Here is a 12,984-nt window from a genome sequence, read left to right as displayed (position 1 = left end):
TCCCCGTCACAAAACTTAATTACGAATTACGAATTACGAATTACGAATTATTTAACGAACCGCCAAGGACGCCAAGGAAGAGAAGGAAGAAATGCTTAACTGAATTGTATTGAGTTTCAAATAAAACTTTATGTTTCAGATATTTAAGGGCTTTTACAAAACTAAGAAGACTCGTACAGTGCCTTTGCTGGAAATCTTGACAATGGCGGCAGAGACTTTGTGGAGTAACAAATTACGCACAGGTCTAACGATGTTGGGCGTGATTATTGGGATTTCCTCAGTCATTGCTATTACTTCTGTTGGTCAGGGAGTGCAAAAAGGGGTTGAGCAACAGATACAAGCGTTGGGTACAGATGTGATCCAAATCTTAGCGGGTGCTGCAAGAAGCGGGAATGTCCGTCAAGGAGTAGGTTCTAGCAGCACCTTGACTTGGGAAGATGCAAAAGCGATCGCTACACAAGCACCATCAGCACAGATGGTTTCTGCTTATCTGCAACGGTCTGCCCAAGTTGTGTATGCAGGACAGAACACCTCTACAACCATTTATGGCACAGATTTGAACTACCCAGAAATCAGAAATACTCACCCCCAGCAAGGGAGATATTTTACTCAAGAAGAACTAGATACTGTGGCACAGGTAGCTATTCTTGGCCCTACAGTCCAAAATACCCTCTTTGGACAGGGTGTAAATCCTATCGGTGAGAGCATTCGCATTCAGGGAGAGGCTTACAAAGTGATTGGGGTGATGGAACCTAAAGGTTCTCAGGGGCCGATGGATCGAGATGACCAGGTTTTCATTCCTCTAACTAGTATGTCGAAGAGACTGGTTGGGAACAATGCTCTGGTAGGCGTTTCTGTAAATGGAATTTTAGTCAAAGGCGCTAATCAGGAGCAATTAGAAGCGGCTCAGTTTCAAGTTACCAATCTTTTACGGCTGCGTCACAACATTTATCCGCCGCAAGCTGATGATTTTCGGCTGACTAATCAAGCTGATATTGTTAGTACTTTTACTAATGTTGTGGGTTTATTTACAGTAATGGTAGTAGCGATCGCTGGAATTTCGTTAGTGGTTGGTGGAATCGGTATTGCCAACATTATGCTAGTTTCGGTAGTTGAGCGGACGCGAGAGATCGGGATTCGCAAAGCTGTAGGGGCCACCAATTCGGCAATCCTTAATCAATTTTTAGCCGAAGCGATCGTAATTTCCATTGTCGGCGGCGGTATTGGGATGGCCACTGGCATTTTATTAGCCTTTATCGCTGCAAGCATTTTCAAGTTTCCCTTTATCATTTCCTTCTTGTCAATCATTGCCGGCTTTGGACTCTCGTTAACTGTTGGCTTAGTCGCTGGGGTAATTCCAGCCCGAAACGCATCTAAATTAGATCCAATCACTGCTTTACGTAGTGACTAAATAATTCGTAATTCGTAATTCGTAATTCGTAATTTATATGCCAACGATGATTTGGATGGAATCTATTACTAAAACTTACTACTTGGGAGAAGTTAGTGTTCCCATACTCAAGGGAATTGAACTCTCTATTGAGGAGGGGGAATATGTCTCGATTATGGGTGCGTCAGGTTCGGGGAAATCCACGCTGATGAATATTTTGGGATGTCTGGATCGTCCGACAACTGGAGACTATATTTTTGAAGGGAGAAACCTGACGACTTTTGATGATGATGAATTAGCGTATATTCGCAACCAAAGGATAGGTTTTGTTTTTCAACAATTTAACCTATTGGCGCGGGCAACAGCACTGGAAAACGTGATGTTACCAATGGTTTACGCTAATTTACCCAAGCCAAAACGCCGTGAAAGGGCATTAGAAGCCCTGGAAAAAGTAGGATTACAGGGACGCATAGCTAACCGTCCTAGTCAACTTTCTGGGGGACAACAACAACGGGTAGCGATCGCTCGTGCTTTAGTTAACCGACCTGCGTTAGTTTTGGCAGATGAGCCAACAGGAGCTTTAGATACTGAAACTTCTAATGAAGTGATGAGTTTGCTGACAGAACTTAATGACCAAGGAATCACAATTGTGATTGTCACTCATGAACCAGATATTGCTGCTCAAACCAAAAGGATTATTCGAGTTCAGGATGGCTTGATTGTCGGCTAATTTGTTAATATCAACCCTTAGAGGAGGAATTTAAGATTTAATTTTCTATAGGTCAATCAGGATAAAAACTTTTGATTGTATCCTCAAAAAACCTAATTAATGACTACATCTAGATTATGAATTTCAGCTTATTATTTGTGCATTCTACCTGGGTTAGCGTAGCATTCGCTATTCTTTTTCCAACTTTAGCAAGTGCCGCAACTCCCCCAAAACCGCAGAATAACTCAAGCCCTGTGCAGGTTCCTGATTACCTCAACCCTAATCCCAATCCTCTGCAATTTCCTACTAAACCCCAGGAAGTAAAGATTCAGGGAACTGTGCCAATCAGTTTGGCACAAGCTTTAGAACTAGCACAACGCAACAATCGAGATTTACAGGTAGCCATATTACAGCTAGAACGCAGTCGTTCAGCCCTCCGCGAGTCTCAAGCTGCTTTATTTCCTACTTTGGGGATCAACAGTAGTTTGACTAATAGTGGTAATGGTTTTACTAATAATTCATCTCAATCCAGCACCTCTTTTAATGGTTCCGCACAACTGAATTACGACCTCTATACCTCCGGTAATCGACAAGCGACAATCCAAGCAGCTGAAGAACAATTACGTGTGGATGAATTGAATGTTGAAAGTCAGTCTTTGACAATAAGATTGAATGCCACAACTCAATACTACGATTTGCAACAAGCAGATGAACTAGTAAGAATTAACCGGTCTGCTGTGGATAATGCCCAGGCTAGTTTGCGGGATACTCAAGCGAGAGAACGGGCTGGAGTGGGTACGCGGTTCGATGTGCTACAAGCTCAGGTGAATTTAGCAAACGCCCAACAACAACTAACTAATGCTATCTCGCAGCAGCAAATTGCCCGTCGTCAGCTTGCCACCACGTTAAGTTTGTCGCAGTCATTTGATATCAGTACCGCAGATCCTGTACAGTTAGCCGGTCTTTGGCCGCAGACGGTAGAACAAAGTATTGTCCGAGCGTTTCAAAATCGTCCAGAATTGCAACAGCAATTAGCACAACGTAATATTAGTGAGCAACAGCGACGACAAGCACTTTCAAAGTTAGGGCCGCAAATTAGTTTGGCAGCCAACTACAACCTGCTAGATCGCTATGATGATGGTGTCGGCATTACTGATGGCTATTCAGTGGGATTCCAAGGAAATCTCACTTTGTATGATGGAGGTTCAGCAAGAGCAAGAGCGGCTCAGTCAAAAGCTAATATTGCGATCGCAGAGAGTAAGTTTGCCACCCAGCGTGACCAAATTCGCTTTGATGTAGAACAATTCTATTCTCAATTGCAATCTAATTTAAATAATGTGCAGACTTCTAGTGTGGCTTTAAATCAAGCCAGGGAAGCTCTGAATTTAGCAAGGCTAAGGTTCCAAGCTGGTGTGGGTACTCAAACAGAAGTGATTGCTGCTGAAAATGACCTGACAAGAGCAGAAGGTAATCGAGTCACAGCTATTTTGGATTACAATCGCGCTTTAGCTAATTTGCAAAAATCAGTCACTTCCAGGGCTTCGCGCTAGGGGACTTCTAAATAAAAAGTATCCTATCGCTTTAAGGGCAGGGGGCAGGGGGCAGGGGAGCATACTTCGACTACGCTCAGTAACCGGGGGGGGCAGGGGCAATACGGTTCAGTTAAGAAAAATAGTAGGTTGGGTTGAGCAATAGCGAAACCCAACAAATGGTTAATAATGTTGGGTTTCGTTCCTCAACCCAACCTACACAACTTTTAGTTTTTACCCTTAACTGAACCGTATTGGGGGCAGGGGAGCATACTTCGACTACGCTCAGTAACCGGGGGGGCAGAGGAGCAGGGAGCAGGTGGGGATGAGGGGGATGAGGGAGAATTAGTAAAGAAAAGTTTGCTTAGATGCAGCTGAGAAAGACTATGGCGTAGTAATTACCGCTACTGGGCAATGGGCTTTACTCAAAATTGCATCTACTCTGTGACCGAAGAAAACGCGACCCGTAACCATTCGGATATTGCTTCCGAGAATAATTAGGTCAACTTGCTGGGTTTGAGCAAACTTGAGGATTTCCCTTTCTGGGCTGGTTCCTTGAAGAATATAGGTTTTGACATCAGCACCCAGATTGCGGCCAATTGCTGCTTGCTGTTCGAGCAAATCGTGAGCAATTTCCTTCACTGGAGTTAGCGATCGCCGTTCGTAAAGAATATACTCAACTTGTGGCAAATTAATCACGTTGACGATCATCACTAATGCTCCCGTCTGAGCAGCGATCGTACTTGCCATTTCCACAGCATTTTTGCTATATTCTGTCCCCACCGTTGGCACTAGAATCTTTGTCAGCTTTTGCTGAGCGATTTTGCATATCTCGCCTTTAGCTTGGGGTAGGTGCGACTTTACCACCATCGTTGCACATGGCGCTTCTTGTACTACCCGATCTACAAGCAAATTGAACAATGTTTTCTGAGGACGTATCTGTTCAGAAGCTCCCAATACGATCAAGTCATAGTTTTTGTTCGCTTCATTCAGAATTACCTCCGCTTTACTACGCCCAGACTCCGTTTTTGTTTGCAGGGTCGTATCAGCAGGTAGCTGCATTTCCTCAGCAACAGAAGCCAGAGCTTCCTCGGCGGCGGTATCTTTAACTTGGGTTGCCGCCCGGCGGCCTTTTCTTTGAGGTTGCTTATCACTTAGGGCATATAGAGATGTCACTTCTATGGAGTTTTGGTGAGCCATGTAGCCCACAAGTTGCGCTGCGAGTTGGATGTTGGGGCCACCGCTAGTAGGTATTAAAACACGTTGGATTTGTTTGATAAAGCTGCGGCTATCTTGCTCTTCTTGTTCCAACCGTTGAGCTTCCTCTTCACTCATCACCACCTTCGACAAACACCAGCGCAAAAGGGGTGGAGCCATTAGGGAAGTGACGATCGCCACCATAACAATAATTGAGTACATCTGGGGATTCAGCACTCCCAAAGATAAACCAATGGTGGCAACGACAATTTCCATTGCCCCGCGAGCATTCATCCCAGAACCCATCGCCAAACCTTCCCAATGACTCAAGCCACCGACGCGAGAACCAATGTAAGCACCTGTAAATTTGCCAACACAGGCGACAGCGAGAACAATCAAGCCAAATAGTAGCGTTTGGGGCACTAACAGAGTTAGCAAGTTAACTTTCAAGCCAGCCCCAGCAAAGAAAATTGGCGCTAGAAAGGCTGCTGTGAATACTTCTAGCAGATGTCCAGCTTCGTTACTAAAGCGGCGAGATTGACCGGACAGAATTCCCAGCACGAAAGCACCTAATGCTGCTTCCAGACCTAATGCGTGGGTAAGTGCTGCTGCCGAGAGCGAAAGAATCAGCACAGCCGATATACTAGCAGAGATGCCGCCAACGTAGTCATCAACCCACCGCAAAATCTGATCTACAATGGTACGCCCAATTGTGAAAGCGATCGCTAAAAACAATATAGCTGCACTCACAGAATGAAAAATTGTCCCAAAGTCAAATTTGCCGCTACTAGCTAGACCTGAAACCACAGAAAGTAAAATCCAGCCGATGGTGTCGTCAGTCATCCCAGCCGCTAAGGTTACTTGACCAATGTCACGGCGAATTAGGTTTAAATCCATCAGCACCTTGGCAATTACTGGTACTGCCGAAATACTCATTGCTGTGGCAATAAATAGACTGAATACCAGTCGCTTATCTGGGTCGGCTAAAAAACTATCTGGCAATAGCCAACCCAATCCAAATCCGGTAATAAACGGGACAATAATTCCGCCCAGTGAAATCAGCAGAGCCGTTTTACCCTTGCGAAGAATTAGCTTGAGATCCGTCTCCAACCCAGTTACAATCAGCAAAAATAACACACCTAACCAAGAAATCACCGAAAGTAAATTAGACTGTTCTTGACTTTTGGGAAAGATGTGAGCTTGCAAGTCTGGAAGGAGCAAACCAAATAGAGAAGGGCCCAGCAGCACACCCGCCAGTAATTCCCCAACAACAGGCGGGAGGTTAATTCGGCGCATTAACTCACCTAATCCCCGCGCTACGAGAAGCAATAGTGACAGTTGCACCAGCACTAACAGCAGTTCATGATGACCGAGAGGTTTAATTAAACCGTCACCTGCTACTTTCTGTGCAGCGAGTACAGGCACTAACATTAGGGACAGGTTTTGCATATAAGCGTCCAAAGGTTGGATTACAAATTTTTCAAGGGGCTGTTCAAGTAAATCCTGAAAATGTTTACTTCCACATCGGTCTAGGAGATTAAACTTTCGTTGTCATTAGTAACGGCAAGATTATCATGCGCGATCGCCCGAAGAGGTTGTTTGAAAAGTATTAGGCGACTAAAAGTCGTGGCTACACAAAGTTTAGTACAGCTTTGCGTAAAAGCGTAGCGTTTTTAATGCAAGCCAACGCATTAACAATGCAAGCCGATGCATTAACAATGCAAGCCGATGCATTAACAATGCAAGCCGATACATTAACAATGCAAGCCGATACATTAACAATGCAAGCCGATGCATTAACATTGTCGGGTATTGCCAAATTTAATTCGCTACGAATTAATGAAATGCTGTACTTAGTCCACGGAGGTGGACTAAGAGAAAATCAACAGTTTTTAACCCAGATCGGTGGGTAAAGTCTTGTGTAGCCGCGATTTTCAATCGCTCATCAACTTATTTTCGAGCGCGAACAAACAACTTTGTAGTGTCTTCCCAAATACCTTGATCGGTTGCTAGTTTCTCAATTTCAGCTTTGTACTCAACTTGCAACTGATTTAATTGTTCTGGTGATAATGTTGACAACAGAGGATTACCTTTAAAATTTATATTAATTGCTGTCCTAGATAATCTGTTATCCCGAAGATGGCGATAACGTCCTGATGGTTCAATCTTAATTTCGATATCTCTAAAACCTGCCTGATTGAGTAAATCGCGACATTTATCTGGAGTCCCCAGTGGTTCAAGGATATATGGTAGTGATACGCCCAAAACTCTAGTGTAAATACTCTGATGAAGAGATGCCATATAAGCAGTTTCGGGAGGACAGGTAAATGCCACAAATCCTCCAGGTTTCAAGAAGCGATACCACTTTTGCAAAGTAGCAAGGATATCAGGAAAAAGTACAATTGCCTCACAGCAAAAGACAACATCAAAACTACTATCACTAAAGTTAAAATATTCTGCATCTGCCTCAATCAACTCGATATTTTGTAATCTTGATGTGGCAATCTTAAGTCTTGCTTGATCTAACATTTCAGGGGTCATATCAATCCCAATCACATAACCCTCTGAACCAACTTTTTCAGCTGCGGGTATCGCAACTAAACCTGTTCCAGTCGCCACATCAAGGATTTTCTGTCCCAATTCTAGCGGCACAAATTCAAGTAAAATCTTGGCTTCTAGAGGATGGCGAGTACCTTCCTCATAGTCATAAGTAGTTCTACTACCATAAAATTCTCTTAGTTGCTGCTTATAACTATCCAAATCAGTCATAACCAAATGTCAAATTTTCTCCACTTTATAGTAACTCTTGTTGTGATGTTGAGTTGCTTGCTGCTGAATCCAACCCTGACAGCACAAGCCGCGACTTCATCCACCACTGTTTATGAACAACGGATAATCCACAGTCCAGATGGCATCGGCAAATATTATATGGGGCGAGAAATTGCCCAAGTTATGGGATACACTGGCGCTGGCTGGCTAGAACGTCCAAGTCGAGAGGGGGAGGAACAGCCAAGTAAGGTAGTCAACGTCCTCAACCTGAAACCTAATGATGTGGTGGCAGATATTGGCGCTGGTACAGGTTACTTAAGCTTTCGTATCGCGCCGTTATTAACAGCAGGTAAGGTGTTAGCTGTAGATGTTCAGCCAGAAATGTTAGAAATAATTGAGTTATTCAAAAAAGAGAAAAATATCACCAATGTTGAGCCTATTTTAGCAACCCTTTGTAACCCAAATTTACCATCTGAAAGTATCGATTTGGCGTTGATGGTAGATGCTTATCATGAACTTGAGTATCCTCAAGAAGTGATGCAAGGAATTGTGAAAGCACTAAAACCAGGTGGTCGGGTAGTTCTGGTTGAGTATCGGGGTGAAAATCCCTTTATTATGATTAAAGGTCTGCATAAAATGACTCAAAAGCAAGTCCGCAAAGAAATGCAAGCTGTTGGTTTGGTTTGGCGTGAAACTAAAAACTTGTTACCTCAACAGCATTTAATGGTATTTGAGAAACCTAATTCTAGCGATGTTTTGACAAGATGAGGCTTGGACGGTACATCACAAGAAAAATATGTCTCAAGCCATAATAAAGTAAGACTCCTTGCCAGAGCAGAAAATCATGGTCAACTTATCACTCAAGCAACGAATTCCTCCTTTAGAAAATGGCGATCGCCTTACTCGCTACGAATTTGAACGACGCTATCAAGCAATGTCCCGTCATCAAAAGGCAGAATTAATTGAAGGAATTGTATACTTGGCATCCCCATTACGCTTTGAAAGTCATGCTGAACCACACGGTCATACAATCACTTGGTTGGGAGTTTATGAAGCATCAACTCCTGGTGTGAGATTGGGAATTGAGCCAACAGTCCGCTTAGATCGAGACAATGAACCGCAGCCAGATGGAGTGTTATTAATCACACCAACAGCTAAAGGACAATCTCGTTTAAGTGATGATGACTACATAGAAGGTGCGCCAGAACTCGTAATAGAGATAGCAGCTAGCAGTGTTGCTATTGACTTACATGACAAGAAAAAAGTCTATGGTCGGAATGGGGTAAAAGAATACATTATTTGGCAAATATTTGAAAATAAATTAGATTGGTTTAGCCTGCAACAAGGGCAATATTTGTCCCTAGAAGTGGACGCAGATGGAATTATCAAAAGTCAAATATTTCCTGGTTTGTGGTTGTCAATGTCAGATTTACTTGCTGGCAATATGCAGCAAGTATTGTCTGTCTTGCAGTTGGGATTAAATTCGCCAGAACATCAAATATTTGTGCAGCAGTTGTCGGATTAAGGAAAATACAGCGCTTCCGGCTATTATGCAATACAGTTTTTTTCCTTGCCCTCTCCTATCAAAGCTTTCAGATTTGGGAATGTACCTCATAGCTGCCGTAAGTGCTGTATAGCGCACAGACCTAACAAGAACAGCCTCTCCCCCACTAGGGAAGGCTACGGTGTACACACAAGTCTTTGAGAGTTGCCCCACAAGTTTTTGATCCCCCCAACCCCCCTTAAAAAAGGGGGCAAAAACCTCTCAAAGTCCTCCTTTTTAAGGAGGATTTAGGAGGATCTACAACATTTTGGTTTTGTAGAGAGATGTGTGTACACCGTAGCTACTAGGGAAGGGAAGTAAAATTTTATGACTATAGCGCTTTTTTGATATCAGTCTATTTTTTGGGGAATGAGACTCGCGCTTTTAATTGTGCTATCCCAAACAATCCAGCTAACAGAATTATCTAAATCATTGGGACTATTTGAAACTTTAAAATATAGTTTTTCCTCACCTTTTCTTTCAATAGCAAAATCGGCATTTTGAGCATAAACAACTATAAAACCTTTATCTCGCAAACAATACATCGCCCAAGCTTTCAATGATTGCTTGTATGGTTCGTGTGGAATTGGCGGTTTTGTGATTGTGTCTTCAATTACTTTAAATAATTGTATGAGTTTCGCAGTCATAGTAGATACTTTTGTTTTTACCCCTAAATTAACTAGTACAGTACGGCGGAAATAAATAGAACATTTGAAATGTCTAAAACCCTTACGCAACGGTAATTACGAATTACGAATTACGAATTACGAATTACGCAAAGCGTTACTAGCTTCTGGATCGCAACGAATTTCAATCATAAAGCCATCTGGATCGTAAAAATACACACCTCTACCAGTAGGGCGAGTGACTGGGCCATGAGCGATCGCTATTTTATTGTCTCTGATCGCTGTCACCGCGCGATCGAATAACTGCGGATCGATATCAAAGGCTAGATGGTACGCTCTGGTGAATGTCTTCTCTGGATTGGGATCTGGTGGTGATAATTCCGGTTCCCCAAATAAATCCAGTATCATCCCATCCGGGGTAATAAAGTTGGCTACTTTCCCCGATGCAACAAGTTCCGTCAGGGTTGCGGGTACTTCATCGCCTGTGAGTTCGTGCAAACCTAAAATTGTGCCATAAAAGTAGCGAGAAGCTTGCATATCCTGGACATTAAGGGCAATGTGATGCACTTTACGCAGATTTCCTGGCGCAAGAACACTGTTCGCAGATTGAGTGCTAGATAGCATAGTAGAAGAAAATCTCCTTACTAGGATAGAAGCTGAACCTTTTACTTAAAGTTTATTATTCCTCATAAAAATCTATCATGCCTTTTGATTATTCTTTAGACTTTAAAAATATCGATTTTCGCCAACATCCTGAACTCTATCGCGTTGGCAAGGGTGAGCAGGGAGTACTTTTGGTAGAACCATACAAATCAGAAATTCTTCCTTACTGGCGGTTCAAAACTCCTGAGATTGCTAGAGAGTCAAGTGAAAAAATTTACGAAATGTTTCTTGTTTATCTACAACAAGATGATTTTATCGGCGCGGATATGGCACGAAAGTTTATCCAAATGGGTTATACTCGCTCTCGCCGTTATGCCAATCATAAAACTGGCAGAAAATATAAACAAAATTCCGAAACTTCAGGTTCTAAAAAAGAGATTCTTCCCTACGAAGAAGACCCAATTAAAGCCGAGTCAGCAGCAATTTTTAAAGCCAAGTGGATACAAGCAAAGACAAATAAGAAATATCAAGAGCTTTTAGCCAAACATAAACAAATGTATGAAAGCACCTCACCGTTGTAAATCAATATACCTGGCGATTAGAAATCACGGTTCATCTTACATCCAAACGTAGTTCGCCTGCGCGTTATGGCTTTTCTTCTAACCTTGAGAATGCCCACGAAGCTAAAGAGAGAAGGGAAACTTAACTTGGAGAATCGAGCGTGTCTTTGTGTCTTTAGACCTGATAGTGTCAATCTGATTACTACGTTGTTCTCTGAGCAGCTATGTAAACGTTAGCAAAGCCTTCTCGCCGGGTAGTCTAAGGAAAATTGAGGGTTTGCAACCCACACAGGTGGGTAAAACCTAGTGCAGCCAAGGTTTCTAACCGCCCTTTTAAATGCTAGAATACTTCGTGTAAGATAATATGTTACATTATTCTTGCTAGATGTATCTACATCGTAAGCTTGGTATTCTGGAAATATAGTGCTTAACTCGACCGTCAACATGATTGAGCAAAAGTTGTAATAATATTTAATATGTGTCTAGGTTGTGTAATTTAGATTAACTATTGCAGAGAAATTCTCTCAGAGTTAGTAAAATGACAAATACAAGGACACAACTATTTTATGGATTAGTTACTCTAGAACTGTAGACTATGTTTTCAGTTCTGAGTTATTTCCGTATTTTGCCTCTAACGGCATACCAATCAAGACCACACCAAATCCTTCATTAAGAGCTCCCACAAATCATAATGCCTGTGATTGAGAAGAAAAGAACTCGCGATCTGCCCCAAATTAACGAACGAATTCGCTTCCCGAAAATTCGGGTCATTGATACTGATGGTGCCCAACTGGGAATTATGCCCCCACAGGAAGCACTACAACTAGCAGAAGAGAAAGAGTTAGATTTGGTGCTTATAAGTGATAAAGCTGACCCGCCAGTTTGTCGGATTATGGACTACGGTAAATATAAGTTTGAACAGGAGAAAAAGGCGCGGGAAGCCCGGAAAAAGCAGCACACGGCTGATGTCAAAGAAGTTAAGATGCGTTACAAAATAGAAGAACATGACTACAACGTGCGTGTTAAACAAGCAGAGCGCTTTTTGAAAGATGGCGATAAAGTCAAAGCGACTGTGATGTTCCGGGGTCGAGAAATTCAACACAGCGACCTAGCAGAAGATTTGCTCAAGCGAATGGCAACGGATTTGGAGCCTTTTGGTGAGCTTCAACAAGCGCCTAAAAAAGAAGGGCGAAACATGATGATGCTTATCTCGCCCAAAAAATAATCCTCTAACTCTTTAATAGACCAAGTTTGAAAAACCCCTGACTTCTAGCCAGGGGTTTTTTTCATCGAAAAAGGGAATAGGGAATGGGGAATGGTGAATAGGGAATAGGGAATAGTTTTTCCTGTTCTCTCTTTAATTTTCGTTTGGATGTAAGACGTGCTTTGGGCGCACATCTGTGCATCCAAAGCTCTAAGGTCATTTATAGCGGTTCTCGAATGGAGGCTCCCCTTAAAAAGGGGGACTTTGACTCCGGTTCCCCCTTTTTTAAGGGGGGTTAGGGGGGATCTAAACGCTGTAAGGCAACTCTCAAAGACTTGTGTGTACACGTAGCTCCTAAGAGGAGAGAGGCTTTGAATCTTACTCCCCTTCCCTACAAGGGAAGGGCTTGGGGGTTAGGTCTGTATTTCACTCAACTGAGAACCGCTATAAATTAGGACTTACGCAAAACTTTAGCTGAAACCGTGATTTTCTTCTTAGAGCAATTCATGAATTGCCCTTACAGTGTGTGATTTTGCGTAAGTCCTATAAATTTATCTCAAATCGATAGTCTTGAAGGCTGAGTGGGAAACATAATACTCAGTTGCTCAGGACTTTTGCTATTTCCAGGGATGAGGGAATGGGGGGTGAGGGGGATAAGGGAGCAAGGGGAGCAAGGGAGCAAGGGAGACAAGGAGGACAAGGGGGACAAAAAAGTATTTTCTTCCCCGACTTCCCCTGCTCCCCCTGCCCCCTGCCCCCTGACCCCTGCCCCCTGCCCCCTGCCCCCTGCCCCCTGCCCCTTGCCCCCTGCCCCTGCCCCCTGCCTCCTCCACGGTGACACTACCAGAAAATAA

Annotated in this window: 12 protein-coding genes; 8 read left to right on the top strand and 4 right to left on the bottom strand. The window is 43.1% G+C overall.

The features are described 5' to 3' along the window. Positions 1 to 139: 139 nt before the first annotated feature. The 3 genes from HWQ36_RS25010 to HWQ36_RS25000 all read left to right on the top strand — a co-directional run bounded on the left by HWQ36_RS25010 (position 140) and on the right by HWQ36_RS25000 (position 3,649). Positions 140 to 1,411, top strand: coding sequence for an ABC transporter permease (locus HWQ36_RS25010; protein ID WP_292707762.1), 1,272 nt, complete (start codon positions 140 to 142; stop codon positions 1,409 to 1,411). Positions 1,412 to 1,448: 37 nt separating this feature from the next. Continuing rightward, a complete protein-coding gene (locus HWQ36_RS25005; protein WP_292707734.1) occupies positions 1,449 to 2,120 on the top strand; it encodes an ABC transporter ATP-binding protein in 672 nt (223 codons plus the stop codon). Positions 2,121 to 2,236: 116 nt separating this feature from the next. Beyond that, positions 2,237 to 3,649 carry a TolC family protein gene (locus HWQ36_RS25000; protein WP_292707731.1) on the top strand — a complete coding sequence of 471 codons (1,413 nt, stop codon included), beginning with the start codon at positions 2,237 to 2,239 and terminating at the stop codon, positions 3,647 to 3,649. 363 nt (positions 3,650 to 4,012) lie between these two features. Here HWQ36_RS25000 and HWQ36_RS24995 read toward each other — a convergent pair whose 3' ends face one another. Next, complete coding sequence (locus HWQ36_RS24995; RefSeq protein WP_292707729.1) at positions 4,013 to 6,274, bottom strand: cation:proton antiporter; 2,262 nt, start codon at positions 6,272 to 6,274, stop codon at positions 4,013 to 4,015. Between the two features lie 203 nt (positions 6,275 to 6,477). On the opposite strand from HWQ36_RS24995, the gene HWQ36_RS24990 reads away from it, so the two are divergent. After that, positions 6,478 to 6,738, top strand: a complete 261-nt coding sequence (locus tag HWQ36_RS24990) for a hypothetical protein (protein WP_292707726.1) — start codon at positions 6,478 to 6,480, stop codon at positions 6,736 to 6,738. Positions 6,739 to 6,775: 37 nt separating this feature from the next. Here HWQ36_RS24990 and HWQ36_RS24985 read toward each other — a convergent pair whose 3' ends face one another. Then, a complete protein-coding gene (locus tag HWQ36_RS24985; RefSeq protein ID WP_292707724.1) occupies positions 6,776 to 7,594 on the bottom strand; it encodes a methyltransferase domain-containing protein in 819 nt (272 codons plus the stop codon). Positions 7,595 to 7,600: 6 nt separating this feature from the next. Between HWQ36_RS24985 and HWQ36_RS24980 the strand changes: the two genes are divergently transcribed. Continuing rightward, the gene (locus HWQ36_RS24980) at positions 7,601 to 8,362 is read left to right on the top strand and encodes a class I SAM-dependent methyltransferase (protein ID WP_292707721.1); all 762 of its coding nucleotides are present in this window, start codon (positions 7,601 to 7,603) and stop codon (positions 8,360 to 8,362) included. A gap of 76 nt (positions 8,363 to 8,438) precedes the next feature. Next, positions 8,439 to 9,119 carry a Uma2 family endonuclease gene (locus HWQ36_RS24975; RefSeq protein WP_292707718.1) on the top strand — a complete coding sequence of 227 codons (681 nt, stop codon included), beginning with the start codon at positions 8,439 to 8,441 and terminating at the stop codon, positions 9,117 to 9,119. A 368-nt stretch (positions 9,120 to 9,487) separates the two neighbouring features. Here HWQ36_RS24975 and HWQ36_RS24970 read toward each other — a convergent pair whose 3' ends face one another. Both HWQ36_RS24970 and HWQ36_RS24965 read right to left on the bottom strand, forming a co-directional pair. Beyond that, on the bottom strand, positions 9,488 to 9,769 hold the full coding sequence (locus HWQ36_RS24970) for a hypothetical protein (protein ID WP_292707759.1): 282 nt from the start codon (positions 9,767 to 9,769) through the stop codon (positions 9,488 to 9,490). A 132-nt stretch (positions 9,770 to 9,901) separates the two neighbouring features. Next, entirely contained in the window at positions 9,902 to 10,387 is a 486-nt protein-coding gene (locus tag HWQ36_RS24965; RefSeq protein ID WP_292707716.1) for a VOC family protein, read from the bottom strand. Between the two features lie 77 nt (positions 10,388 to 10,464). Here HWQ36_RS24965 and HWQ36_RS24960 point away from each other — a divergent pair, with 77 nt between their 5' ends. Together HWQ36_RS24960 and infC are read left to right on the top strand one after the other, a co-directional pair. After that, positions 10,465 to 10,947 carry a DUF4385 domain-containing protein gene (locus HWQ36_RS24960; protein ID WP_292707712.1) on the top strand — a complete coding sequence of 161 codons (483 nt, stop codon included), beginning with the start codon at positions 10,465 to 10,467 and terminating at the stop codon, positions 10,945 to 10,947. 670 nt (positions 10,948 to 11,617) lie between these two features. Further along, positions 11,618 to 12,151 (top strand): translation initiation factor IF-3, encoded by a 534-nt coding sequence (gene infC / locus HWQ36_RS24955; RefSeq protein WP_012412604.1) that lies wholly within the window; start codon positions 11,618 to 11,620, stop codon positions 12,149 to 12,151. Positions 12,152 to 12,984 lie beyond the last annotated feature (833 nt).

It is taken from the genome of Nostoc sp. NMS2, from assembly GCF_017115105.1.
In the GTDB taxonomy this organism is placed as follows: domain Bacteria; phylum Cyanobacteriota; class Cyanobacteriia; order Cyanobacteriales; family Nostocaceae; genus Nostoc.
The sequence above is the reverse complement of the archived record's forward strand: the minus strand, read 5'-3'. Positions and strand labels throughout refer to the sequence as shown.